23 protein-coding genes and 2 pseudogenes are annotated in these 25,492 nt (G+C 70.0%); 8 read left to right on the top strand and 17 right to left on the bottom strand.

Annotated elements, in window-relative coordinates; translation table 11 throughout:
- Window positions 1-76 precede the first annotated feature (76 nt).
- From OG609_RS08120 to OG609_RS08105, 4 genes and pseudogenes are all read left to right on the top strand, one after another.
- A pseudogene (locus OG609_RS08120) lies at window positions 77-427 on the top strand (ketopantoate reductase family protein); the annotation flags it as partial.
- Between the two features lie 71 nt (window positions 428-498).
- A complete protein-coding gene (locus OG609_RS08115; protein WP_327272180.1) occupies window positions 499-1,083 on the top strand; it encodes a TIGR03086 family metal-binding protein in 585 nt (194 codons plus the stop codon).
- 68 nt (window positions 1,084-1,151) lie between these two features.
- Window positions 1,152-1,784: a mycothiol-dependent nitroreductase Rv2466c family protein gene (locus tag OG609_RS08110; protein ID WP_327272179.1), complete on the top strand. Its 633-nt coding sequence runs from the start codon at window positions 1,152-1,154 to the stop codon at window positions 1,782-1,784.
- Between the two features lie 155 nt (window positions 1,785-1,939).
- Window positions 1,940-4,561 carry a right-handed parallel beta-helix repeat-containing protein gene (locus OG609_RS08105; RefSeq protein ID WP_327272178.1) on the top strand — a complete coding sequence of 874 codons (2,622 nt, stop codon included), beginning with the start codon at window positions 1,940-1,942 and terminating at the stop codon, window positions 4,559-4,561.
- A gap of 50 nt (window positions 4,562-4,611) precedes the next feature.
- On the opposite strand, the gene OG609_RS08100 is transcribed toward OG609_RS08105, so the two are convergent.
- The 14 genes from OG609_RS08100 to OG609_RS08035 form a co-directional block, all read right to left on the bottom strand.
- On the bottom strand, window positions 4,612-5,376 hold the full coding sequence (locus OG609_RS08100; protein WP_327272177.1) for a sirohydrochlorin chelatase: 765 nt from the start codon (window positions 5,374-5,376) through the stop codon (window positions 4,612-4,614).
- An 8-nt stretch (window positions 5,377-5,384) separates the two neighbouring features.
- Window positions 5,385-6,263 carry an ABC transporter permease gene (locus OG609_RS08095; RefSeq protein WP_327272176.1) on the bottom strand — a complete coding sequence of 293 codons (879 nt, stop codon included), beginning with the start codon at window positions 6,261-6,263 and terminating at the stop codon, window positions 5,385-5,387.
- Window positions 6,250-7,038, bottom strand: a complete 789-nt coding sequence (locus OG609_RS08090; RefSeq protein WP_327272175.1) for an ABC transporter ATP-binding protein — start codon at window positions 7,036-7,038, stop codon at window positions 6,250-6,252. The genes OG609_RS08095 and OG609_RS08090 overlap by 14 nt, the downstream gene beginning before the upstream one ends.
- 42 nt (window positions 7,039-7,080) lie before the next feature.
- The gene (locus OG609_RS08085) at window positions 7,081-8,196 is read right to left on the bottom strand and encodes an aliphatic sulfonate ABC transporter substrate-binding protein (RefSeq protein ID WP_327272174.1); all 1,116 of its coding nucleotides are present in this window, start codon (window positions 8,194-8,196) and stop codon (window positions 7,081-7,083) included.
- Between the two features lie 245 nt (window positions 8,197-8,441).
- Window positions 8,442-9,791, bottom strand: coding sequence for a sulfate adenylyltransferase subunit 1 (locus OG609_RS08080; protein WP_327272173.1), 1,350 nt, complete (start codon window positions 9,789-9,791; stop codon window positions 8,442-8,444).
- A 1-nt stretch (window position 9,792) separates the two neighbouring features.
- Window positions 9,793-10,728, bottom strand: coding sequence for a sulfate adenylyltransferase subunit CysD (cysD, locus tag OG609_RS08075; RefSeq protein WP_327272172.1), 936 nt, complete (start codon window positions 10,726-10,728; stop codon window positions 9,793-9,795).
- Complete coding sequence (cysC, locus tag OG609_RS08070) at window positions 10,725-11,270, bottom strand: adenylyl-sulfate kinase (protein WP_385647836.1); 546 nt, start codon at window positions 11,268-11,270, stop codon at window positions 10,725-10,727. Before cysC ends, cysD begins: the two co-directional genes overlap by 4 nt.
- Before the next feature lie 23 nt (window positions 11,271-11,293).
- Window positions 11,294-12,007 carry a phosphoadenylyl-sulfate reductase gene (locus tag OG609_RS08065; RefSeq protein ID WP_327272170.1) on the bottom strand — a complete coding sequence of 238 codons (714 nt, stop codon included), beginning with the start codon at window positions 12,005-12,007 and terminating at the stop codon, window positions 11,294-11,296.
- Window positions 12,004-12,183 (bottom strand): hypothetical protein, encoded by a 180-nt coding sequence (locus OG609_RS08060; RefSeq protein WP_093895403.1) that lies wholly within the window; start codon window positions 12,181-12,183, stop codon window positions 12,004-12,006. Before OG609_RS08060 ends, OG609_RS08065 begins: the two co-directional genes overlap by 4 nt.
- Window positions 12,180-13,877, bottom strand: a complete 1,698-nt coding sequence (locus OG609_RS08055; protein ID WP_327272169.1) for a nitrite/sulfite reductase — start codon at window positions 13,875-13,877, stop codon at window positions 12,180-12,182. The genes OG609_RS08060 and OG609_RS08055 overlap by 4 nt, the downstream gene beginning before the upstream one ends.
- 114 nt (window positions 13,878-13,991) lie before the next feature.
- A complete protein-coding gene (locus tag OG609_RS08050; RefSeq protein WP_317864749.1) occupies window positions 13,992-14,075 on the bottom strand; it encodes a putative leader peptide in 84 nt (27 codons plus the stop codon).
- Window positions 14,076-14,245: 170 nt separating this feature from the next.
- A complete protein-coding gene (locus tag OG609_RS08045; RefSeq protein WP_327272168.1) occupies window positions 14,246-14,839 on the bottom strand; it encodes a GNAT family N-acetyltransferase in 594 nt (197 codons plus the stop codon).
- Between the two features lie 91 nt (window positions 14,840-14,930).
- On the bottom strand, window positions 14,931-16,217 hold the full coding sequence (locus OG609_RS08040; protein ID WP_385647838.1) for a helix-turn-helix domain-containing protein: 1,287 nt from the start codon (window positions 16,215-16,217) through the stop codon (window positions 14,931-14,933).
- 245 nt (window positions 16,218-16,462) lie between these two features.
- Window positions 16,463-18,100 (bottom strand): acyl-CoA dehydrogenase family protein, encoded by a 1,638-nt coding sequence (locus OG609_RS08035; RefSeq protein ID WP_327272166.1) that lies wholly within the window; start codon window positions 18,098-18,100, stop codon window positions 16,463-16,465.
- 104 nt (window positions 18,101-18,204) lie between these two features.
- Between OG609_RS08035 and OG609_RS08030 the strand changes: the two genes are divergently transcribed.
- Together OG609_RS08030 and OG609_RS08025 are read left to right on the top strand one after the other, a co-directional pair.
- Window positions 18,205-19,290 carry a YihY/virulence factor BrkB family protein gene (locus OG609_RS08030; RefSeq protein WP_382902885.1) on the top strand — a complete coding sequence of 362 codons (1,086 nt, stop codon included), beginning with the start codon at window positions 18,205-18,207 and terminating at the stop codon, window positions 19,288-19,290.
- 78 nt (window positions 19,291-19,368) lie between these two features.
- Window positions 19,369-20,052 (top strand): annotated as a pseudogene (locus OG609_RS08025) (DUF6597 domain-containing transcriptional factor); the annotation flags it as partial.
- A gap of 38 nt (window positions 20,053-20,090) precedes the next feature.
- Here the strand turns inward: OG609_RS08025 and OG609_RS08020 are convergent.
- The 3 genes from OG609_RS08020 to OG609_RS08010 form a co-directional block, all read right to left on the bottom strand.
- Complete coding sequence (locus tag OG609_RS08020) at window positions 20,091-20,483, bottom strand: VOC family protein (RefSeq protein WP_327272164.1); 393 nt, start codon at window positions 20,481-20,483, stop codon at window positions 20,091-20,093.
- A gap of 142 nt (window positions 20,484-20,625) precedes the next feature.
- On the bottom strand, window positions 20,626-22,185 hold the full coding sequence (locus tag OG609_RS08015; protein WP_327272163.1) for a 3-hydroxyacyl-CoA dehydrogenase: 1,560 nt from the start codon (window positions 22,183-22,185) through the stop codon (window positions 20,626-20,628).
- Entirely contained in the window at window positions 22,077-23,030 is a 954-nt protein-coding gene (locus OG609_RS08010; RefSeq protein WP_327277972.1) for a CoA transferase subunit A, read from the bottom strand. Before OG609_RS08010 ends, OG609_RS08015 begins: the two co-directional genes overlap by 109 nt.
- 199 nt (window positions 23,031-23,229) lie before the next feature.
- Here OG609_RS08010 and OG609_RS08005 point away from each other — a divergent pair, with 199 nt between their 5' ends.
- Window positions 23,230-24,159: a LysR family transcriptional regulator gene (locus tag OG609_RS08005; protein WP_327272162.1), complete on the top strand. Its 930-nt coding sequence runs from the start codon at window positions 23,230-23,232 to the stop codon at window positions 24,157-24,159.
- A 103-nt stretch (window positions 24,160-24,262) separates the two neighbouring features.
- Window positions 24,263-25,492, top strand: coding sequence for an acetyl-CoA C-acetyltransferase (locus OG609_RS08000; RefSeq protein ID WP_327272161.1), 1,230 nt, complete (start codon window positions 24,263-24,265; stop codon window positions 25,490-25,492).

The following is a 25,492-nucleotide window of genomic DNA, read 5'->3' as shown; positions in this document are numbered from 1 at the left end:
GTGTTGCCGGTCCTTCGGGGATCGGCGTTCTCACCTGTGAGGCTGCGGAACGGGGGCGGGATGCGTTGCACGGCTCGCCGAGGGCCAGGCCGTGCTCGCGGCCGCCGGGATCGATGCGGTCGGCCAGGAGGAACAGGCCGAGGCCAGGGCCGGCAGGATCCGCTGCGAGCCGTTCGACGGGTCCCCGCGTGGCGCCGGTTCGTCCTGGCAGAGCCTCAGCCGGGGCACGGGCACGGGCACGGGCACGGGCACGATCGAGGCCGACTACCTCAACGGCGAGATCGTGCTGCTCGGCCGGTTCCATGGCGCACCCACTCCGGTCAATGACGTCCTGCGGCGCACCGCGAACACGTTCGCGCTCGAGCGCCGGAATCCCGGCTCGATGTCGGTGGCCGAACTTGTCGCACTCGTCGACGCCGCCTCCTGAAGCCACAGGTCCGGGGGCGCCGTCGCTTTTCTTCAAGAACGGTGTCAGTGGCTCGTCCTAGCGTGGGGCGTATGAAGAACGAGCACGCTCATATGACCGAATGCGCTGCCGAGGCGGCCCGTATCGCCCGCTCCATCAGTGCCGAACAGCTCGACGTATCCACCACACCGTGCGGCGACTGGGACCTGCGCGGACTCATCAACCACTGGGTGCTGTACACCTCCCACGGCCTGGAGCACCGCGCCCTGCGCAAGGACCTCCCCGACGAGCTCACCACCTGTGACTTCACCGCCGACGCCGACTGGGCGCAGAAGTACGCGGCGCAACTGGACCGCGCCGTCGCCGCCTGGTCGGACCCGGCGGTCTGGGAGGGCGAGATCGACCTCGGGGGTTCGACCTCCCCGGCCTCCGAGATCGCCGCGATGCTCATCGAGGAGACGGCCCTGCACACCTGGGACGTGGCCCGCGCCATCGGAGCGGACGTCCGGCTCTCCGACGCGGCGGCCGCCTATGTCCTCGATGTCGTCGACGGTACCGCCGCGCTCTACCGGCAGTACGACGGCTTCGCCGACGAGGTGACAGTCCCCGCATCGGCGTCGGTGTTCGAACGGGTGCTGGCCCACAGCGGCCGCGACCCGCACTGGACCGGGGCCTGAAAGTGGCCCAGTTGACCGGACGGCAAATGGCCCAGACCGGTGAGCCAATGCCTGACTAGGCTCGGCGCATGACCACTCACCGCACCCCGGAGACGGGCAGGACCGCCGTCGATTTCTACTTCGACCCGGCCTGCCCGTTCGCCTGGATCACCTCCCGCTGGATGCTGGAGGTGGAGCAGCAGCGCGACATCGAGCTCCGCTTCCACGTCATGAGCCTCTACCTGCACAACATCGGCAATGAACTCCCTGACTGGTACCGGGAACTGGTCGACAAGTCGATCGGTCCGGTGCGGGTCGCGGTCGCGGCGGCCGCCGACCACGGTGATGCTGTGCTCCGCGATCTCTATACCGCGATGGGCAGCCGTATCCACCAGCAGAAGAACGAGGACTTCGACGAAGTGATCGCCGAATCCCTCGCGGAGCTCGGTCTGCCCGCCGAGTTGGGCGCCGCCGCGCACTTCGAGACGTACGACGAGGCACTGCGACGCAGCCACGACGCCGGCAAGGATCCGGAGGCGGACGCCTACGTCGGTACGCCCACGATCCATGTCGACGGCTCGGTCTGGTTCGGGCCGGTCCTGCGGGCCGTACCGCGTGGCGAGGAGGCGGCGCGGGTCTTCGACAGCTTCCGGGTACTTGCCGGGAATCCGGACCTCTTCGAACTCAAGCGGACCCGCACGGGCGGCCTCGACTTCGGCTGACTGCCACCTTCTGTACCGGGCACGTATAGCCATTGGTCCGATGATTTCTGTGAAAGTGAGGGATCAGGGCGGAAATCCTGTACCAAGCGTTGACCGTTCCACGTCAACCCTCCTACGTTTCTCGTGCCTGACGAGACTGACCCCAAGGAGGGAAGATGCTCGTATCCCGAAGAGCCGCGCTTGTCGCGGCTCTCTCCGTGGTCCTGGCGCTCGGCGTCCCCGGCAGCTCGACCGCGGCCGGAGCCGACTCGGCCGACGCGCACTTGGCAGATGTGTATGTGTCCCCCATGGGTGACGACCACGCGCAGGGCATCGCGCGCCACCCCGTCAAGACCCTTCAGCGTGCGCGTGATCTGGCGCGCGCGAGGGCCGCGCACGCAGACGGCGACCTCACCGTGCACCTCGCCTCCGGTACGTACCGGACAAAGAAGCCGCTCGTCCTCGACGCCCGGGACTCCGGCCGCGACGGCCACAGGATCATCTGGCAGGGGACCGGATCCACGGTCATCAGTGGCGGCCGCAAGGTCGAAGGCTGGAAGCCGGTCCGTGGGCGTCCCGGGCTCTACTCGGCCCCCGCGCCCCAAGGTCTCTCCGACACCCGGCAGTTGTACGTCGACGGGGTGCGCGCCCAGCGCGCACGCGGCGAGGTGCCCGTCGGGCTGACGGTCACACCCACCGGGTACACCACAACCGCGGACACCCTCGCGCACTGGCGTCATCCGTCCGACGCCGAATTCGTCTACTCGAGCGGCGAGGAGCTCTGGAACGTCGAACGCAACGGCCTCGGCCAGTGGACCGAACCGCGCTGCCGGATCGCCGAGGCCGAGGGCACCACCCTCACCATGGTCCAGCCGTGCTGGGACAACTCCAACAAGCGTGTGGAGTTCCCCGACATTCCGGGCCGCTCCGTCTCCATGGTCGGCCCCGGCCACCTCACCAACGGCGGCAGGGCCTCGTACATCGAGAACGCCTATGAACTCCTGGACCAGCCGGGCGAGTGGTACCTCGACCGCTCGGCCCGCACCGTCTACTACCTGCCGCGCAAGGGCGAGGACCTGCGCCGTGCGGACGTCGAGGCGGCCTCGGCCGAGAAACTCCTCGACGGCCGCGGCACCGCCACAGCACCCGTCCACGATGTCGTCTTCCGCGGGCTGCAGTTCAGCTATGCGACCTGGCTGACCCCGTCGCGGCCCGAGGGCTTCTCCGAGATCCAGGCCGGCTACACCATTACCGGACCCACCGGCTGGGCCACTCAAGGATTGTGCGGGTTCGTCGAAGGCGGCACCTGCCCGTTCGCCTCCTGGACCAAGATGCCGGGCAATGTCTCCTTCACGTACGGCAAGCGCATCGAATTCAGCGACAGCGTGTTCACGCATCTGGGCGCAGCCGGACTCGAACTCGGTACCGGTACGGCCGACACCCAGGTCAGTGGCAGCATTTTCACCGACATCTCGGGCAATGGTCTGGAGATCGGCGGTGTGGACGGCCAAACCCCCGCCAGCGGCGTGGAAGTGACGAACAATCATCTCTATGGACTGCCTCGTGAGTACCACGGGGCGGTCGGCATCCTCAACGGCTACACCCAGCACAACACCATCGCGCACAACCAGCTCGACCATCTCGGTTACAGCGCGATATCCATGGGCTGGGGAGGCTGGCCCGACAAGATCGGCTCACCGGCGACGCCCAACCCCAGCCATGACAACGTCGTGAGCGACAACCTCATCTTCGACTACATGCAGATGTTCGACGATGGTGGTGGCATCTACACCCAGGGCATGACCGGCACATCGCTCGCCGACGGTGAGAAAGTCACCGGCAATGTCATCCACGACCAGTGGGGCCTGGGCAAGAGCGTCTACACCGACAACGGCTGCACCTACGAGACCGTCGAGGGCAATGTGCTGTACGGAGCCTCGTACGCCAATGTCGCCAGCCGCCACACCGACTACCGCGACACGCTCGGCAACAACGACCCGACGCTCGTCAAGGACAACTGGTGGGAGGAGGGCACGAGCGACGGCGACAACAAGGGGCTGGTGACCACCGGCAACCGCATCATGACCTCCCTCGCCGACGTACCCGCCGCGATCGTCGACAACGCCGGAGTGGAGCCCGCGTACCGGGGGATTCTCACGCGCAGGACAGGGGCGCTCTCCGTGCCCGAGGCGCCGTCACGGGTCGGTACCAGCACAGCGGGGGCCGACGCCCTGTACGCCACCTTCAACCCCAGCTTCGTAGAGGGTGGTTCACCGGTTCTCAGTTACACCGCGCATGCCCTGCGGCTGGACGGGGCGGAGGTGGCCGCGTCGACCGCATCGGCCGCCGACTACAAGCGGCTGGCCTACATCCGGATCGGCGGACTCCCCGAGGACGACGGACCTTTCACCGTCATCGTCACCGCCGCCAACGCACAGGGCACGAGTGCCCCGTCCCTCGCCTCCGCTCCGCTCCTGCCGACGGCGGCCACGGTGCCGGCCGACGCCCCCACCGGGCCGAAGCTGCGCACTGCGGCCCACGCCGCGACTGTGGCGTGGACCCCGCCCGTGAAGATGGGTGACGCCAAGGTGATCGGCTACCGGCTGACGCTCTCCGACGGCCGGACCATCGAGGTCACCGGGCGGGACGCCCTGGTCGGCCAGCCCTCGGGCAAGGGCATGTTCCGGGTGATCGGCGGGCTGACCCCCAGTACCGCCTACACCGTCACGGTTGCCGCTGTCACCGCAGCGGGGGCCGGTCCGGCAGCCACGGTCACGGCGACGACCAAGGCCGGTTAGACGGACTCCGAGTGGGCGCCGGGCATCCCGCGGCGCCCACTTCGGGCCGGTCAGGCGGTGAGTGCCGCCATGCGCGGCAGGCACGCCTCGTGATAGCGACGGAGCAGAAGCTGTGCCAACTCCGCTGAAGAGCCCAGCACTTCGGCCAGTACATCCGCCCCCGCCTCCCTGGCGCCCGCACCGATACGGTCCGGGAGCCGGCCGGGTGCGATGACGTAAGGGGCCACCGCCACCCGCCGCACGCCTTCGGCCCGCAGGGCCTGTACCGCGTCCTCGGTGCGGGGGTACCCCGCGGGTGATGCAGCGGAGGCGAACGCAGGCCGCACGGCGCACCAACCGGTGTGCCGCAGCTCCCGCGCGATTTCAGCGATCACTGCGATCGCCTCCGGGTCTGTGGAGCCCGCCGAGGCCAGGACGAGCCCGGTCGAACTTCGGTCACCGGGATGGACCCCGGCTTCGTACAGCCGCCGTTCCAGTGCCGAATTCAGCAGGGGTGACGGGCCGAGCACCTCGGCCTGCCGGATGCGCAGCCGAGGCAGTCCGGTCCGGGCCTCGTGCAGCACCGTGGGGATGTCGGCCTTGGCGTGGAAGGCCCGGGTGAGCAGCAGGGGGAGCGCGATGACGTCCCCCGCGCCCTTCGCGGCCAGCCGCTCCAACAGCCTCGGTATCGACGGCGCGTTGAAATCCAGGAAACCGGTCTCCACGCGCAGCCCCGGCCGCAGCGACCGAACCCGCGCGGTGAGCGCGTGCACGGTCGCGGCGTGCCGCGGGTCGCGGCTGCCGTGGGCGATGACGAGGAGGACCGGGGCGGACATGGCGTGGCTCAGTTCTTGACGAGGAGACCGCGGCTGCGCAGCACCCACCGCTCCAGCGGACTGAAGATCAGCAGGTCGATCGCGATGCCGACGAACAGAATCAGGATGATGGCGAGGAAGATGCCGGGCATGTCCGCGTTGTTGCGTCCGTTCTCCAGCAACTGACCGAGCCCCAGGCCGAGATCGGGGGAGGATGCGATGATCTCGGCGGCCATCAGTGAGCGCCAGGAGAACGCCCAGCCCTGCTTGAGACCGGCCAGATAGCCGGGCAGCGTGGCCGGCAGCACGATGTGCCAGGTCCCGCGCAGCCCGGTCGCGCCGAGCGTACGGCCCGCCCTCAGGAACAGCGGTGGCACCTGGTCGACGCCGGAGACCAGCCCGTTGGCGACCGAGGGGACGGCGCCCAGCAGGATCACGGCGTACATCATCTTGTCGTTCAGTCCGAGCCAGATCACGGCCGGTGCCACCCAGGCGACCGACGGCAGGGACTGCAGCCCGGACAGGATCGGGCCGATCGCGGCCCGTACGAACTTCACCCGGGCGACCAGCAGACCCAGCGGCGTACCGATGGCCACGGCCATCAGGAAGCCGAGCAGACCACGCGAGATGCTGGTCCAGACGACCTCCAGCAGCGTGCCCTGCAGCCACATGTCCAACGCGCTGTGCCACACCGCGGCCGGTGAAGGCAGTTTGTAGTCGTCGGTGACCTGGGCCTCGACGAGCAGCTGCCAGATGGTGATCACCAGCGCCACCGCGAGCACGGGCGGCAGCACCTTGTGCAGCAGCACCTCGCGCACCGGGGTGCGGCGCACCTGCACAGCGTCCAGCGCGTCGAGCCCGGCCTCCAGACCGGCCAGATCGTCGGGCTTCGTGTCAGTGCTGGCCATGACGGCGGATCTCCCCACGCAGTTGTTCGGTGATCTCGACGGACAGCTCCGCGACCGCGTTGTCCTCGATACGGCGCGGCTGCTCGATGTCGACCGTCCACTCACGGGCGATCCTGCCGGGGCGGGACGACAGCAGGACGACCCGCTCGGCGAGCCGCACCGCCTCGCGCACATTGTGTGTGACAAAGAGGACCGAGACGTTCGTCTCGCGCCAGATCCGGGTCAGCTCGTCGTGCAGCACATCCCTGGTGATGGCGTCGAGCGCGGCGAACGGCTCGTCCATCAGCAGCAGTTGACTGTCCTGGGCGAGGGCCCGGGCCATTGCCACCCGCTGCCGCATACCGCCCGAGAGTTCATGCACCCGCTTCCCGTACGCTCCGCCCAGCCGTACGAGTTCCAGCAGCCGCTCCGCTTCCGTGCGGCGCTCCGACTTGGGTACGCCGCGCAGCCGCAGCGCGAGTTCGACGTTCTTGCCCGCGGTCAGCCACGGGAACAGGGCGTGTTCCTGGAACATCAGGGCCGGCCGCCCGCCGGGGGTCTCGATGGACCCCGCGGTCGGGCGGTCGAGTCCGGCCACCAGGTTGAGCAGCGTCGACTTTCCGCACCCGGAGGCTCCCAGGAGGGTGACGAACTCGCCCGGTGCGACATCGAGCGTGATGTCGTCCAGGACGAGCTGCTGCCCCTCCGGTCCGCCGAAGGACTTGGAGACATGTGCGATACGGGCGGCGTGCCCGACCGCTGTACGGTCCTGGGTCTTGGTGAGGGTGGTCGCCATGGTCGTCACCTCCTGGGAATCCTGGGTTCGGGTTCGGGCGGCTTACTTGACGCCGAGACCGGCGTCGGCGACCTCGGGCTTGCCCGCGGCCTTCAGGACCTTGTTCAGCGGCTTCAGGTCGTAGATGCCGGTCAGGTCCGGCTTCTCCAGCAGACCGGCCTTCACCGCGTGCTCGGCCTGCGCGTTCAACGTGGCGGCCAGTGGGTCATCGGTGATCTGGATCGACTTCCACGCCGGGTCGAGGACCTCGGCGGGCAGCGCCTTGCCGGTCAGCTTCTCGAGCGCGGCGTTGGCGGAGGCCTTCGCCTTGTCCGGGTTGGCGTTGATCCACGCATTGGTCTTCACCGAACCGCGCAGCACCGCCTCGACGACATCCGGGTGCTCGCTCAGGAACTTCTGCGACACGATGATGTTCGTGATCACGAACTTGTTGTCCGGCCACAGCGTCGACTCGTCGAGCAGTTCCTCGGCACCCTCGGCGACCAGCTTGGACGCGGTGGGCTCGGGGACCCAGGCGCCGTCGATGGAACCGGACTTGTAGGCGTCCGGCGTCACCTTGTTGTCCGTACGGACCACGGAGACGTCGCCCTTGCCGCTCTGGGCGTCGACCTTCCAGCCCTTCTCGGAGATCCAGTTGAGGAAGGCCACGTCCTGCGTGTTGCCGAGCTGCGGGGTGGCGATCTTCTTGCCCTTGAGGTCGTCCAGGGTCTTGATCTTCTTCGGGTTCACGACCAGCTTCACCCCGCCGGAGGCGGAGCCGCCGATGATCCGCAGGTTCTTGCCCTTGGACTTGGTGAAACCGTTGATGGAGGGCGACGGGCCGATGAATCCGATGTCGATGGAGTCGGCGTTGAGCGCTTCGATCTCGGAAGGACCCGCGTTGAACTGCGAGGTCTTGAGCCGGGTGCCGCCGAGTTCCTTCTGGAAGAGCCCCTCCTGGTCGCCGACCAGCGCGGTGGCGTGCGTGAGGTTGGGGAAGTAGCCGATCCGTACGGTGTCGGTGGAGAGCTTCTTCGCGTCGGCGGCGACGTCCGACTTCCTGGAGTCGTCGTCCTTCGCCTCGGAGCCGTAGCCGCAGGCGGTGAGCGCCACGGCGAGCAGCGGCAGGGCGGCAGCAGCGGCGAGGCTGCGGCGGAGCGTGGTACGGGGGGCAGGCACGGGAGGTCATCCTCTCGTTGGCCCGGTGATCGCGTCCCCCCGGAAACTATGGGGACGCGGCCGGGAAGTCGGCAGGTCTTCGTCTGAACTGGCTGTGCAGGCGGTGCGGTTGGTGCAAGCGGGCGCGCAGGCGGTGCGCGTACGTCATCGCGCACATCGTGCGACCCCGCCCTGGCCGCTGCCGAGGGCGCCGCTGCCGACGCGGCCGCCCTCCTTCGCGAAAGTGGAGTAGATGTCGATACTCATCAGAAGCTCCATTCGGCGTCGTCGGTGGCCGCGGCCGCGGCCTCGGGCTCGGCCACGGCGGCGAACGAGGCACCGGCCATGCCGGCCGTCAGCGTGGTGCCGTCCGCCGGGTCGATCAGGAGGAAGGAGCCGGTGCGCCGGGAGTCCGCGTACGCGTCGAGCGCCAGCGGCTCCGCGGTGCGGACGACGACCCGGCCGATGTCATTGGCGACGAGCCGGCCGGGTGCCGGGTGCTGGGAGAGGTCGTCCAGCGTGAGGCGCGAGGGGATGTCCTTGACGATCGCCTTGACCGTGCGGGTGGTGTGCTTGAGCAGCACCCGCTGGCCCACCGTGAGCGGCTGGTCCGCGACATGGCAGACGGTCGCCTCGACGTCCCTCGTGACCGCCGGTGCGTCGTCGGCCGGGGCGATGAGATCACCGCGCGAGATGTCGATGTCGTCGGCCAGCCGGATCGTCACCGACTGGGGCGCCCAGGCGATGTCCACGCTCTCGCCGAGCGCGTCGATCGCGGTGACCGTCGACGTACGGCCCGAGGGCAGGACGGTGACGGCCTCGCCGACGCGGAAGGCACCGGCCGCGATCTGGCCCGCGTAGCCCCGGTAGTCCGGGTGCTCGGCCGTCTGCGGCCGGATGACGTACTGGACGGGGAAGCGGGCGTGGCAGGCGGTGAGGTCATGGCTGACCGGCACCGTCTCCAGGTGTTCCAGGACGGTCGGGCCGCCGTACCAGTCCATGTGCGAGGACGGTTCCACGACGTTGTCACCGGCCAGCGCGGAGATCGGGATCGCGGTGATCTCCGGTACGCCGAGGGATGCGGCGTACGCGGTGAACTCCTCGGCGATGGCGGCGAACACGGGCTCCGCGTAGTCGACCAGGTCCATCTTGTTGACGGCCAGCACCACATGCGGCACCCGCAGCAGCGCGGCGACCGCGGCATGGCGGCGGGTCTGCTCGACGACACCGTTGCGGGCGTCGACCAGGACGACGGCGAGCTCGGCCGTCGAGGCCCCCGTCACCATGTTCCGGGTGTACTGCACATGCCCCGGGGTGTCGGCCAGGATGAACCGTCGGCGCGGCGTCGCGAAGTAGCGGTAGGCGACATCGATGGTGATGCCCTGCTCGCGCTCGGCCCGCAGCCCGTCGGTCAGCAGCGCCAGGTCGGGCGCCTCCTGGCCCCGGCTGCGCGAGGCGTGCTCGACGGCCTCCAGCTGGTCGGTGAGGACCGACTTGGAGTCGTGCAGAAGACGTCCCACGAGGGTGGACTTGCCGTCGTCGACGGACCCCGCGGTGGCGAACCGCAGCAGGGTGGTGGTCGACAACTGCTCTGTGTGCTGGGTGAGTGCGGTCATCCTAGAAGTACCCCTCGCGCTTACGGTCTTCCATCGCGGCCTCGGACATCTTGTCGTCGGCACGCGTCGCGCCCCGTTCGGTGAGCCGGGAGGCGGCGATCTCGGTGATCACGGCGTCCAGCGTCGTCGCATCCGAGTCGACGGCGCCGGTGCACGACATGTCGCCGACCGTGCGGTAGCGCACCTGCCGGGTCTCGACCTGCTCGCCCTCCTTGGGGCCGCCCCAGTCGCCCGCGGTCAGCCACATGCCGGAGCGGTTGAAGACCTCGCGTTCATGGGCGAAGTAGATCTCCGGAAGCTCGATGCCCTCACGGGCGATGTACTGCCAGACGTCCAGCTCGGTCCAGTTGGAGATCGGGAAGACCCGGACGTGCTCACCGGGGGCGTGCCGGCCGTTGTACAGCTGCCACAGCTCCGGGCGCTGGCGGCGCGGATCCCACTGGGAGAACTCGTCGCGCAGCGAGAAGACCCGCTCCTTGGCGCGCGCCTTCTCCTCGTCACGGCGCCCGCCGCCGAACACGGCGTCGAAGCGGTGCTGCTGGATGGCCTCGGTCAGTGGCACGGTCTGCAGCGGGTTGCGGGTGCCGTCCGGGCGTTCGCGGAGCTTTCCGGCGTCGATGTACTCCTGCACGGAGGCGACATGGAGCCGCAGCCCGTGCCGGGCCACCGTCCGGTCGCGGTACTCCAGCACCTCGGGGAAGTTGTGCCCGGTGTCGACGTGCAGCAGAGTGAACGGCACCGGCGCGGGCGCGAACGCCTTGAGCGCCAGATGCAGCATCACGATGGAGTCCTTGCCGCCGGAGAACAGGATCACCGGCCGCTCGAACTCGCCCGCCACCTCGCGGAAGATGTGTACGGCCTCGGACTCCAGGGAGTCCAGGTGGCTGAGTGCGTACGGATTGTCGGTGCCTTCCGACACGGTCGCGACGGTCGTCACGCTGCACCCCTCTCGCTCAGCAGCGCATACAGCTCCGCCGCGGACTCCTGCACGGTCTGCCGGTGCGACTCGATCCGCAGGTCCGGCGACTCGGGCGCCTCGTACGGGTCGTCGACCCCCGTGAGCCCGCTGATCTCGCCGGCCGCCTGCTTCGCGTAGAGGCCCTTCACATCGCGTACGGAGCACACCTCGACCGGAGTCGCGACATGCACCTCTAGATACGCGGTGCCCTCGGCCTGGTGCCGCTTGCGTACCGCGTCCCGGCTGTCCGCGTACGGGGCGATGACCGGGACCAGCACCTTCACGCCGTTGGCCGCCAGCAGCTCGGCGACGAAGCCGATCCGCTGGACATTGGTGTGGCGGTCCTCGCGGGAGAAGCCGAGACCCGCGGAGAGGAAGTCCCGGATCTCGTCGCCGTCGAGCACTTCCACGCGGTGGCCCTCGCCGCGCAGCCGCCCGGCCAGTTCGTACGCGATGGTGGTCTTGCCCGCGCTCGGCAGACCGGTCAGCCAGATGGTGGCTCCCGTCTCCGTCACGCTCATCGAAGTCTCCTGATCAGTCGTCATCAGTCGTGCAGCCCGCACTCGGTCTTGCCCCGGCCGGCCCAGCGTCCGGCGCGTGCGTCCTCGCCCTCCAGCACCCGGCGGGTGCAGGGCGCGCAGCCCACGGAGGCGTAACCGTCCATCAGCAGCGGGTTGGTGAGAACGCCGTGCTCGGCCACGTACGCGTCGACGTCGTCCTGCGTCCAGCGGGCGATCGGCGAGATCTTCACCTTCTGCCGCTTCTCGTCCCAGCCGACGACCGGGGTGTTCGCCCGGGTGGGGGACTCGTCGCGGCGCAGCCCGGTCGCCCAGGCCGCGTAGGAAGTCAGGCCCTCCTCAAGGGGCTTGACCTTCCGCATCTTGCAGCACAGGTCCGGGTCGCGGTCGTGCAGCTTCGGTCCGTACTCGGCGTCCTGCTCGGCCACGGACCGGCGCGGGGTCAGCGTGATGACGTTGACGTCCATCACGGCCTCGACCGCGTCACGGGTGCCGATCGTCTCGGGGAAGTGGTAGCCGGTGTCGAGGAAGACCACGTCCACGCCCGGAAAGGCACGCGAGGCGAGGTGGGCGACGACGGCGTCCTCCATGGACGAGGTGACGCAGAACTTCGTGCCGAAGGTGTCGGCTGCCCATCGGAGGATCTCCAGCGCGGAGGCGTCCTCCAGCTCCCGGGCTGCCCGCCCGGCCAGTTCCTTCAGCTCCTCGACAGTGCGTTCTTCTCTCTGAGTATCCGTCATATCCCGTCCCGTTCAACGTCGTTACGCTGCAGCCCCCGGGTCAGCAGACCCAGGAACTTCAGCTGGAACGCGCGGTTGCAGGAGGCACATTCCCAGGCGCCGTGGCCGGTCTCGTGCGGGCGCAGGTCCTCGTCACCGCAGTAGGGGCAGTAGAACGGGGCGGCGCGTTCGCTCATGACAGCGACTCCGCACTGGCACGCGCCGCCCAGGTCGCGAACCGCTCGCCGTCCTCGCGCTCCTCCTGGAAGCGGCCCAGGACCCGCTCGACATAGTCGGGCAGTTCGGCCGAAGTGACCTTCAGGCCACGGACCTTCCGGCCGAACCCGGCCTCCAGGCCCAGGGCGCCGCCCAGGTGCACCTGGTAGCCCTCGACCTGGTTGCCGTCGGCGTCCAGGACGAGCTGGCCCTTGAGGCCGATGTCCGCGGTCTGGATGCGGGCGCAGGCGTTGGGGCAGCCGTTGATGTTGATGGTGAGCGGCTCGTCGAACTCCGGCAGGCGGCGCTCCAGTTCGTCGATCAGCGAGGCGCCGCGCGCCTTCGTCTCGACGATCGCCAGCTTGCAGAACTCGATGCCGGTGCAGGCCATCGTGCCCCGCCGGAACGGAGAGGGCTTCACCTGGAAGTCGAGCGCTTCGAGGCCGGCGACCAGGGAATCCACCTGGTCCTGCTCCACATCGAGGATGAGCATCTTCTGCTCGACGGTGGTGCGCAGCCGGTCCGAGCCGTGGGCGGCCGCCAGGTCGGCGATCTTGGCCAGGGTGGAGCCGTCCACACGGCCGACCCGGGGTGCGAATCCGAGGTAGAACCGTCCGTCCTTCTGCTGGTGGACGCCGATGTGGTCGCGCCAGCGGCTGCTGGGCTCCGCGGGCGCGGGCCCGTCGACGAGCGGACGCTTCAGGTACTCGTCCTCCAGTACCTGGCGGAACTTCGCCGGGCCCCAGTCGGCCATCAGGAACTTCAGACGGGCGCGGGTGCGCAGCCGGCGGTACCCGTAGTCACGGAAGATGCCGACGACCCCGGCCCAGACGTCCGGCACCTGTTCGAGAGGCACCCAGGCGCCCAGCCGCTCGGCGAGACGCGGGTTGGTGGAGAGCCCGCCACCGACCCAGACGTCGAAGCCCGGGCCGTGCTCGGGGTGGACGACGCCGACGAACGCGATGTCGTTGATCTCGTGCACCACGTCCTGCACCGGCGAGCCGGAGATCGCGGTCTTGAACTTGCGCGGCAGGTTCGAGAATTCCTTGTTGCCGATGTAGCGCTCGTGGATCTCGTCGACCGCCGGCGTCCCGTCGATGATCTCGTCGGCGGCGATCCCGGCCACCGGGGAGCCTATGATCACGCGGGGGCAGTCACCGCACGCCTCGGTGGTGGAGAGCCCGACGGCCTCCAGCTTCTCCCAGATCGCCGGGACGTCCTCGATGCGGATCCAGTGCAGCTGGATGTTCTGCCGGTCGGTGATGTCCGCGGTGCCGCGCGCGTACTCCTGCGAGATCTCGCCGATGACCCGCAGCTGCTCGGTGGTCAGCCGGCCGCCGTCGATCCGGACCCGCAGCATGAAGTACGTGTCGTCCAGCTCCTCGGGCTCCAGGATCGCGGTCTTGCCGCCGTCGATCCCGGGCTTGCGCTGGGTGTAGAGGCCCCACCAGCGCATGCGTCCACGGAGGTCGTTGGGGTCGATCGAGTCGAAACCGCGCTTGGAGTAGATCGTCTCAATGCGTGTCCGCACATTGAGACCGTCGTCGTCCTTCTTGAACTGCTCATTGCCGTTGAGCGGAGTGTGGTGCCCCACGGCCCACTGGCCTTCGCCACGGTGGCGTCCGGCCTTGCGGCGAGGCGTGGTGGTCGCAGGCTGTTCCGGGGTAGCGGCCATGACGGTACGTCCTTCGGGACTGCAGGAGGGCGGCTCTGAACTGCACACTCGCGCTGAGGCGCGGCGGTGCGCAGGGTTTGCAGAGAAAAGAGGATCGCGGCGGTGCTGGGACTCTCAGCTCGCCGGACAGATGGCGCTGGACACGCGGCCGAGGTCGACGTGGCGTCGACTCACCAAGGCAATTCCAGTTCCAGGCATGACGGAAGCCTGTCACGCGAATCTCGGGCCAGTCCACCACTATCCATGATGTGGACGAGAGTGTCCCGTGATGCGAGACGGTGTGGCACCCATCACTCGACCCGCCCGGGCCGGGCCTTCCGTAATAGCCGCAATCCCCCTACTTGTCGCCGGGAGTCGCTGTCCGCGCGCTACCGCGCCGCCCCCGGCCACGGCCCCGGCGTCGCCGCCTCGGGCTCCAGCTCCACCTTCGTGTCGAACAGCTTGAAGCCGCGCCGCAGATAGTTGTCCATGGCGTGCGGGCCGTCCTTGGAGCAGGTGTGCAGCCACACCCGCTTCGTCGGTGTCCGCTCCGGCCAGCGTTCCGCCAGGTCCCAGGCGCGGGCGACGCCGTGCGAGAGCAGATGGCCGCCTATCCGGCGCCCCCGGAAGGCCGGTATCAGCCCGAAGTACATGATCTCGACCACGCCGTCGTCCTGCGGGTCCAGCTCGATGTATCCGGCCGGCGTGCCGTTCTCGTACGCCACCCAGGTCTCCGCCCCGGGCCGGTCCAGGGCCTCCTGCCACTGCGCGTACGTCATCGTGAGCCGGTCCGTCCACTGGATGTCGCCGCCTACCGCCGTATACAGGAACCGGCTGAACTCGGGCAGCGGGACCTCGGACCGCACGATCCGCACGTCGCCCTCCGGGACCGCGGCGGGGCGCAGATCGTCGGGGGAGGTCTGTTCCAGGGACCAGATGGTCACCTCGGCGGTGGTCGCAGCGGTGTGCGTGGGGTTGCTCATGGCTGCCAGGGAACCATGCCGCGAGGCCAGGGCCAAAGCCGGTCCCGCGGCTCGGACAACGAGACCGCCGGCAAGCGGCGGGAGCGAGGTCCTAGGAGCCCTTACGTGCCCTGACCACGACCGGAGCCGTCGAGCGCGGCAGCAGGTCGGCCGGATGATCCGGTTGGATCACCTCCACCTCGACCTCTTCGCCGAAGCGGTAGGGGCGGTGTGCGAGCACCTCCGCGAGATGGCGGCGTATCCGCGAGATCTCCGCCCGCACCGTCACCGTCCGGGTCGCGTCGCCGAAGATGTCCTCCGCCAGCTCGGATGCCGTACGTCCTTCGCGGTGCAGCGCCAGGGCGTACAGCAGCTCCGCATGGCGCGGCGAGAGCCGCTGCGTACAGGAGTCCACCGCACTCACCACATTGACCGTGAGCCCGCGCGGCCGGCTCAGGTCCAGCACCACCCGTCGCGGCGGCCCGTCCGATGGCCCGTCCGTGACCTGCACCAGCCAGCCGCCTGGCAGCGGCTCGACCCGACACATACCGAGCGACGGCAGCCACACCCGGCCCGGCTGCAACGACTTCGGCAGCGGCAGCCGGTCGACCGGCGGCATCCCGGTCACCGCGGCGAGCCAGCCGTGGGCGTCCACCGCCAGGGCCCGTCCGCCCAGCCGGCACAGCAGCGGCGCCGCCACCGAACGCAGCCGGTCGATCGCCTGGAGGTGGCGGTTCCTGATCTCGCTCTCGGCCAGCCTGGCGACCGAACCGACCAGGGCGAGCGAGGTCGGATGGAACGTGGAAGCCGCACCGCTGATGTCGACGATGCCGATCAGCCGACTGTCCCGCGGATCACGCACCGGGGCCGCCGCACAGGTCCAGTTGTGCAGACTGCGCACGAAATGCTCCGACGAATGAACCTGGACCGGTGTGCGCGAGAAGAGCGCCGTACCGATCGCGTTCGTCCCCGTGCTCGCCTCCGCCCAGGCCGCGCCCTCCGCCAGACAGATGCCGTCAGCCCGGCGCAGCACCCCCGTATTGCCCTGGCGCCACAGCACCCGGCCCTCCACATCGGTGACCACCACGATCTGCTGGGCGGCATCCGCCAGGGAGACCAGGCCCTCGCTCAGCAACGGCATCACCTCGCCCAGCGTCGAGCTCCGGCGCCGGTGCTCGATCTCGTCCATGTCCAGCAGCACACTCTCGGTGGACTGATCCGGATCGACACCGCTGCTCAGCACCCGGTCCCACGAGGCGCCGATCTCCGCGCGCGGCGCCACTGGTGAACGCTCGCCCACGAGTTTCGCCTCCCTGGCCCGGTGGATCATGCGTAGGGCCTGGACGGACCGCGGCACAGCCGGTCGCGTCGCCTCGGCAGCGCTTGACTCCACTCTCATTCCCCCTAGATGCCAGGGCCGGAGAAACGGCCGCCGGTCCCATCCTGCCCGCTGCGAGGGTCCCGGCAGGGCGCACTTCGCACAATGGTTGCAACCCTTTGCAACTCTGGCGAGGGAGTGCCGGTCCGTACGAGAGTGACGGAACACCGCACAGCGGCGCCTGTGCCCTGCCGTTCGGTGTGTACAACATGGAGGGTGGTGCCGTGTCGGCGCAGCACCACCCTCCGTTGTTGTACGTCTTGGGGCTAACGCTCCACGGGCCGCGCCCGTTCCACGACCGATGCCAGATCGAGGCTGTGCGGCAGCGTCCCGAATGCCGTGCCCCAGTCCCTGCCCAGTCGTGACGCACAGAACGCGTCGGCGACTTCCGGCGGCGCCCAGCGCACCAGCAGCGAACCCTGCAGCACCAGAGCCATCCGCTCGACCAGCCTGCGGGCCCGCGCCTCGATCCCGTTCAGATCGGCGAGCTCCGTCAGCATGTCCTTGATGGCCCCGTCCAGCCGGTGATCGGCGCCGCGCGCCCGGCCGACCTCCTGGAGGAACGCGTTCAGCGCCAGCGGCTCGCGCTGCAGCGCCCGCAGCACATCCAGCGCCTGTACATTCCCCGAGCCCTCCCAGATCGAGTTGAGCGGTGCCTCGCGCAGCAGCCGCGGCATCCCGGACTCCTCGACGTAACCGTTGCCGCCGAGACATTCCAGTGCCTCACCCACCATCGGCGTGCACCGCTTCGTCACCCAGTACTTCGCCGTCGGCACCGCGATCCGCAGGAAGGCGCGCTCGCTCTCCGTATCGGCGTCGTACGCCGCCGCCAGCCGAAGCGCCAGCACCGTCGCGGCCTCCGACTCCAGCGCCAGATCGGCCAGCACATTGCGCATCAGCGGCTTCTCGATCAGCACCCCGCCGAACGCGCTGCGGTATGTGCAGTGGTGGATCGCCTGCGCCACCGCCTGCCGCATCAGCGCCGCCGAGCCGACCACACAGTCCAGCCGGGTCGCCGCCACCATCTCGATGATGGTGCGCACCCCGCGCCCCTCGTCGCCGACCCGGCGCGCCCATGTCCCGTCGAACTCGACCTCGCTCGACGCATTGGACCGGTTGCCCAGTTTGTCCTTCAGCCGCTGGATCGCGAACGTGTTCCGCGTGCCGTCGGGCAGTACCCGGGGCAGCAGGAAACACGTCAGGCCGGCGGGCGCCTGCGCCAGCACCAGGAAGCCGTCGGACATCGGCGCCGAACAGAACCACTTGTGCCCGGTGAGCAGATACTCGCCCTCCGCCGCCAGCTGCTCGGCCCGCGTCGTATTCGACCGTACGTCCGTGCCGCCCTGCTTCTCCGTCATGCCCATCCCGAAGAGCACACCGGCCTTCTGCGCCGCGGGCCGCAGCCCCTGCTCGTACACCTTCGAGGTCAGCAACGGCTCCCAGTCGGCGGCCAGCGCCGGATCGGTCCGCAGTGCGGGCACCGCCGCGTGCGTCATCGACAGCGGGCAGCCGTGCCCCGCCTCGGCCTGTGTCCACACCAGGAATCCGGCCGCCCGCCGCACATGGCCGCCCGGCCTGCCCCAGGCGTCGGTCAGACCCGCGGCGACCGCATGACCCAGCAGCCGGTGCCAGGCCGGATGGAACTCCACTTCGTCGATGCGATTCCCGTACCGGTCGTGGGAGCGCAGCACCGGCGGATTCTCGTTCGCCTGCGCCCCCCACGCCTGCGCCTGCGCGGAGCCCGCGGATCTGCCCAGCTCGCCGAGCTCGCCCCGGGCCTCGTCGAGGAGCTCGGGCGGCATGTGACGTTGCACCGCCTCCGTGAGCGCGCGGTCGGTGGCGAAGACGTCGTAGCCGACCAGCGGCGGTACCTGGTTGGACACTGTGTGGGTGGTGGCTGCCATGCCGCTACGGTAAGGACGTGCAGGCAGCAAATGAAACACCCGAGCGGCCACCGGGTCGGCTCCACCGGGCCCGAGTCCTCTACCGCAACGTCTCCAAGCGGCAGATGGTCTGGCAGTTGCTCAAGGACACCGTCAACTCGTGCATGGAGTACCGCATTCTGGGACTCGCCGCCGAGGCGGCGTTCTTCACCCTGCTGTCCCTGCCTCCGCTGCTCCTGGGCCTGATCGGTCTCCTCGGTTACGTCGATGAGTGGACCAACACCACCACGGTCGCCTCCATCGAGCGCAACATCCTCAACGCCGCGCAGACGGTGCTCAGCCAGCGGGGTGTGAACGACTTCGCCAAACCGCTCCTGGCGGACGTCACCACCGGCGCCCGGCCCGATGTCATCTCCATCGGCTTCGCCATCGCGCTCTGGTCCGGCTCCCGCGCGGTCAATGTCTTCATCGACACGATCACGGTGATGTACGGCCTCGACGGCCAGCGCGGCATCGTCAAGACGCGGCTGCTCTCCTTCCTGCTGTACGTCGTCGCGCTGCTGCTCGGTGCCGTCGTGCTGCCGCTGCTCGTGGTCGGCCCCGACCGGGTCGTGGAGTTCATCCCGTGGGGCACCGAGGTCATAAGCGTTCTGTACTGGCCGCTGGTGATCCTGCTGTCGATCGCGTTCCTGACGACGCTCTACCACGTGTCCGTACCGGTCCGTTCACCGTGGATCGAGGACGTGCCGGGTGCGCTGGTGGCGCTCGCGATGTGGGTGCTCGGCAGCTTCCTGCTGCGGATCTACCTCACCAGTACGGTCGAGGGGCCCACGATCTACGGTTCGTTGGCGGCCCCGATCGCCGTCCTGCTGTGGATCGGTATCTCCGCGTTCGCGGTGCTGGTCGGAGCGGCGGTCAATGCCGCGATCGACCGGGTGTGGCCCTCGCTGGCGACGGCCGCGGCACGTGCGGCCAATGAGCGGGTACGGGCGGCCCAGGCCGCGGAGTTCGTCGCGCGGACGCAGGCGGAGAACCGGGACGGGGACTGGGACGATGACGACGACGATGACGACGACGGTGACAGTCCCTATATGCCGTCCGAGTTCCCGGAGCGCTGGTCGAGGTTCCTGCCGCCGGACGATGTGAAGTCCAGGCTGCAGCCGAGCCGCGACAAGGAGTCGGACAAGTCGAACAAGCCGTCCGACGGCTGAGGACGCCCGCTTTCCGGCGGGTACAGCCGGTGCGGCGCCCTGGCGGGCCGATTCCGTTCGCCGAAATAGCGTGGGGGTATGGTCGGCAGGTACGAGGAGTGGGCGTCGCGGTTCGACGGTGCGACCGTGTGGACACTGAGTGTGCCGGGAGGATCGGTCCACCCGGTGCTGCCCGACGGCTGCATGGACCTGCTCTGGATCGACGGACGGCTGCTCGTCGCGGGCCCCGACACCCATGCCGGGACGTCGGCCGCCGGTACCGGCGGGCAGTACACCGGAATCCGCTTCGCGCCCGGCACGGCCCCCGCGCTCCTCGGCGTACCGGCGCACGAACTGCGCGACCGCCGGGTCGACCTCGCGGACCTGTGGCCCGGCGCGCTGGTCCGCGTACTCAACGAGCGCCTCGCCGAAGCCCCCGACCCCGCCGCCGCACTGGAGACCATCGCCCTGCGGCGGGCGGCCGACACGGCACCGCCGGACCCTGTGATGCGGTCCGTCGCCGCACAGCTCGGCGCCGGGCGGTCCGTCGCGGACACCGCGCAGACGGCCGGCCTCGGCGCCCGCCAGCTGCACCGCCGCTCACTCGCGGCCTTCGGCTACGGGCCCAAGATGCTCGCCCGGGTCCTGCGGCTGCAGCGCGCGCTCACCCTCGCCCGGTCCGGAACGCCGTACGCCGAAGCGGCGGTCGAGGCGGGCTGCACCGACCAGGCCCATCTGGCGCGGGAGATGCGCGACCTGGCCGGGACCACCCTGACCGCCTACCTCACGCCCACGTAACGGGGCCGGGCAGCCACTCGGTCTCAGCCGTTGGCGGCGAACAACGACACCGCGCAGCCGTCCGGGTCGAGGACCGTCGCGTATCGCTGCCCCCACACCGCGTCCCACGGCTTCAGATGGCCTCGGTATCCGGCGCCGGTCAGGTCGTCGTACACCGAGTCCACCTCCGCCGGGCTGTCGCAGAGGAAGGCGAGTCCGAGGCGTTCCCCGCCGCGCGGCGGGGACCAGTCGGGGTCGAACGAGCCGATGACGTCCTCGGTGTCCCACAGCAGTCGCTGCCCGCCCGGGAGTGTCACTTCGACATGAGGTGCGGATTCCGCATCGGCGGGGATGTCGAGACCGAGCCGGCGGTAGAAGGCGAGCGATGCGGCCAGATCCGCGGTGATGATGGCGATCGCGTCCATTCGTGGAGTCATGTTCCGACCGTAGGCCGGGCCCCACCACGGGTCTTGTACGAAACGGACATGGGCCGTGAGCCTCAGACATCTCCGAGGACGCGGACCGCGTACGGCGGGACCCGCCCGGGATCGCAAGCCCCCGGCAGGTCCCGCCGCGCCGTCACGACGACGCGGTGCCGCCCGTGCAGTCGGCGGGTGACGTCCCCGGGTCCGTCAGCGCCAGACCGAGCTGGGCGCGTTCGGTGACCCAGCGGCTCGGGCGGTGACGCGGGTCGCCCGTCGTGCGGTGCAGCGCCCGGTGCAGCTCCAGCATCCGTTCGGCGCCGATCCGGTCGCCCCAGGCCAGCGGGCCGACGGGATAGCCGAGTCCGGCCGTGACGGCCAGGTCGATATCGGCGGGGGTGGCGATGGAGCGCTCCGCGATCGATGCCGCGACCGAGACGATCGAGGCGAGCAGCCGCTGAGCGACCGAGCCCGCTGTGTCCCGTACCACCGAGACCGCGTAGGGCTCGTCGCCGTCCGCCGCCCGGGCCAGCACCGCGCGGGCGTCGCGCGCGGCGGCCGGGTCCGCCGCCGGGGTCACGGCCAGCACCCGGCGCCGGCCGGCCGGGGGCAGCGGGTCCACGCCGAAGGTGCGCCCCGCGGGCAGCCGGTGTGCGGCGACCGAGGAGGCCACCGTGGTGCCCCAGACCGGGACCAGTACGAGGGCATCGGCGGACGGCTCCGTGCCCGTCTCGACGACGGCGCCCGCAGCGGTCAGCGCCTCACGCAGCGCGGCCGCGTCCCGGTCCTGCGGTGCGGCGCCGTGGACGAACACCGGGCGGTCCGCGTCGCCCGTGACCGGTGGTTCCGGGGCCGGGGCGGGCGCCTCGGCGCCGTAGTCGAACCAGCCGCGCCCGGTCTTGCGGCCGTGCAGCCCGGCGGCCACCCGGTTCGGGGTGAGATAGGAGGGGCGGAGCCGGTCCGCGTACCGGAATCCCTGCCAGATCGAGTCGATCACCGCGGCCGTCACATCCAGACCGGTGAGGTCCATCAGCTCGAACGGGCCCATCCGCAGGCCGAGCACATCACGGGCGATCCGGTCGATGCCCGCCGGGTCGCCGACCGTCTCCTCCAGCAGCGCGAGCGCCTCGGTCACCAGACCGCGGCCGGCGTGATTGACCAGGAATCCGGGGGTGTCGGCGACCGTGACCGCACGGTGCCCGCAGCTCTCGACGAGCGCGGTGAGGGACGGCACGATCTCCGCACGGGTGGCCGCACCCGGCACGATCTCGACGATCCTCATCAGCGGTACCGGGTTGAAGAAGTGCAGCCCTGCCAGGCGCGTCGGGTCCTTCAGCGCCGCGGCGATCCGGGTGACCGACAGGGACGAGGTGTTGGTCGCGAAGACGGCCGTCGCGGGGAGCGCCTGCTCCAGCCGGCCGAAGACCTCCGTCTTGGTGTCGAGGTCCTCCCGCACGGCCTCGATGGCCAGCTCGACGTCCGGGCCCTCCCCCCAGGGGTCGTCCAGCGGGAGCAGCCGCTCCAGGGCGGCGACGGAGTCCTCGGCGGACATCCGGCCCTTCTGCACGGCCCGTTCGAGCATGGACCGTACGAAATCCACGGCGGCCGTCACCGCCTCCGTCCGTACGTCGCACAGCTCGACGGTGTGTCCGGCGGTCGCCGCCCACTGGGCGATGCCGCGGCCCATGGCCCCGGCGCCGACGATCCTGATACGCATGGCGGTTGCGGTCCTCTCGGGATGTGACATGTGATTCGTCTCAGCGAAGATAGACGCGGTCCGGGTCCACGTCCTCGCGCAGCAGCCGCAGTTCGGCCGCGGTCGGCGGCGGTACGGTCCCGACCTCGTCGGCGACCAGCAGGTCCCAGCCGGTGGCCGCGCGTACAGACGACGACCGCGTCGACCGCATGGGCGGGGACGAGCGTACGGTTCGGGTCCGAGCGGATCGCCTCGTCGTCGACGATCTCCTCCGCGACGACGACCGCCTTGTCCGCCGCGTGGACCGCCTCGGCCTGGATGCCGGTCAGGCCCCACATCTGGGTGTTGCCGCTGCGGTCGGCGCGCTGGGCGTGGATGATCGCGACATCGGGGTTGACGGGCGGTACGACATAGATCTGCTCGGCCTCGCCGTCCGGGCCCGGGTAAGGCGAAGTCACCTTGCGCAGATCGCTGTTGACGGACGGCAGATCGCTGCCGCCGTAGCTGCGCAGCGGGTGGAACGGCAGCCGCTGGGCACCGGCGGGATAGCGGCAGATCATTCCGTAGTGGCTGTACTCCTCGAAGGCGAGCGGCGCCGGGTCGGCGCTCTCGATGCGACGGCGCAGCTCGCCGAGCGATCCGGCGGAGGAATTGCCCACGAAGGAGGAGACCAGCCGCGAGACACAGCCCGCGGCGATCATCTGGTCCACCACGATGTCCGCGGTCATCCGGACGACGGTGAGGTCCCGGCGGCCCTGGCGGATGATCTCGTGGCCCGCGGCGGTGGGGACGAGATGGGTGAAGCCTTCGAGGCAGACGGTGCCACCGTCGTGGACGAAGGCGGCCACCGCAGCCTTCATCGACATCGTCTTGTCTTTCCGGTCCGTCGTGGCCACGGTGCTCCTCCGGCTCTGCGTGCGCCCGTGTTGATGCGCGTGGCTCCACCGTGTCAGTGGCTATTGATTGCTGTCCAATACCAAATTAAGGTCGCATCAAGACGTCTGATTAATGAATCGGATCGATGGATCCGGTCGGTGGAGACTGCCGGTGACCGCAGGAGCGGGCATGGAACTGCGTCATCTGGCCGCGTTCGTCGCGGTGGCCGAGGAACTGCACTTCGGGCGGGCCGCGAAGCGGCTTCAGATGGCCCAGCCACCGCTGAGCCAGCAGATCCGGCAGCTGGAGAAGGAGCTGGGCGTCCAGCTCTTCGAACGCAACACCCGGTCGGTGCGGCTCACCGGTGCGGGGGAGTCCTTCCTCCAGCCGGTACGGACCGTGCTCGACGACCTCGACACAGCGGTGCGGGCAGCGAAGGCGGCCGGCCGCGGCGAGTGCGGACGAGTCACCATCGGCTTCGCGGGCGCCTCCAGCCACGAGACGCTGCCGCTCCTCACCAGGGCCGTGCGCGCCGCCCACCCCGCCCTCGAACTGGTCATGAAGGGGCAGACTTACGCCAATGTCGCCCTCGACCGGGTCGCGGACGGCTCGCTCGACCTGGGGTTCGTCCGGCTGCCGGTGACCCGGCCGGGGGTGGCGTACCGGGTGATCGACGAGGAGGAGCTGGTGTGTGCACTGCCCTCGGACCACCGGCTCGCCCGGCTGGAGAGCGTCCCTATCGACGTCCTCGCCGAGGAGCCCTTCGTCTCCTTCCCCGCCAACACCGGCTCCACGGTGCGCGATGCGATGGTCGGGGCCTGCGAGGCCGCCGGGTTCAACCCGCGTGTGGTGCAGGAGGCGCCCGACTCGTACACCATCCTGGCGCTGGTGGCCGCCGGCGTCGGCGTGACGCTCACCGTCACCTCCGTGCAGCACATCCAGCAGAACGGCCTCGTCTACCGGCCCCTGTCCGGACCGCCCATCCGTCTCCAGGCGGCCCTGGCCTGGCGGGCCGGCAATCCCTCCGCCGCGCTGTGGGCGGTGCTCGCGGTGGCGGAGGAAGCCCTGCCCACGCCGGCGGGTCCGGCCGGGGACCGAACCACCGCAAGCCGCCATTGAGACGCGTCACGTCTTGAACCAGGGCGAACTGGATATTGGACCGACTCAGTCGCCGGGTGCAAGGGTCGGCGACGTACGCCCCTCGCCACCGAAAGGTCACGCCGTGCCCGACCAGCAGCTCGATGTCGTCATCTGTGAACCGCTGCGCACCCCCATCGGCCGTTTCGGCGGAGTGTTCGCTCAGCAGACGCCGGCCGCACTCGCCGCACGCGTCATCGCCGAGGTCGTGGCCCGCACCGGAATCGACCCCGCCGCGGTCGACGAGGTGATCCTCGGACACGCCTACCCCTCCGCAGAGGCCCCCGCCATCGGCCGGGTCGCGGCCCTCGACGCCGGACTGCCCGAGACCGTCACCGGATCCCAGATCGACCGCCGCTGCGGCTCCGGCCTCCAGGCCGTCCTCGACGCGGCGATGCAGATCCGGGCCGGCTTCAGCGAGGTCGTCATCGCGGGCGGCGTCGACGTGATGAGCGCCGCTCCGTACTACACGCACGACGGCCGCTGGGGCATCAAGGGCCCCGGCCTCCAGCTCCACGACGCACTGGCCCGCGGCAGGGTCACCGCCGGCGGCGTCAACCACCCCGTACCGGGCGGCATGATCGAGACCGCCGAGAACCTGCGCCGCGCGTACGGCATCAGCCGCGAAGAGCAGGACGCCCTCGCCCTGCGCTCGCAGCAGCGCGCCGGCCGGGCCGCGGCGGAGGGACGGTACGACGCGGAGACCGTCCCCGTCACCGTACGGACCCGCAAGGGCGAGACGCTTGTCGCCGCCGACGAACACCCCCGCCCCGACACCACCGCCGAACAACTCGCCGCGCTGCGCCCGATCATGGCGAAGTCCGACCCCGGGGCGACCGTCACCGCGGGCAACGCCAGCGGTCAGAACGACGCGGCCGCAGCCTGCCTGGTGACCAGCGCGGCCACCGCCGAACGGCTCGGCCTCACTCCGCTGGTCCGGCTGGTCTCCTTCGCCCGCGCCGGGGTGCCCGCCGCGACCATGGGCATCGGCCCCGTCCCGGCGACCCGGGCCGCCCTCGACCGCGCCGGACTCAGCCTCGCCGACCTCGACCTGATCGAGCTCAACGAGGCCTTCGCCGCCCAAGTGATCGCCTGTACCCGCGAGTTGGGTCTCGGCGACACCGACCACGAGCAGCGCATCAACGTCAACGGATCCGGCGTCTCCCTCGGCCACCCGGTCGGCGCCACAGGCGCCCGGATCCTTGCCACACTCACCCGCGAGCTGCACCGCCGCGAGGCCCGGTACGGCCTGGAGACCATGTGCATCGGCGGCGGACAGGGCCTCGCCGCGATCTTCGAGCGCATCGCGTCCTGA

Origin of the sequence: Streptomyces sp. NBC_01224 (assembly GCF_036002945.1) — a bacterium.
Classification (GTDB): Bacteria; Actinomycetota; Actinomycetes; order Streptomycetales; family Streptomycetaceae; genus Streptomyces.
This window is presented reverse-complemented; position numbering and strand designations above follow the sequence as displayed.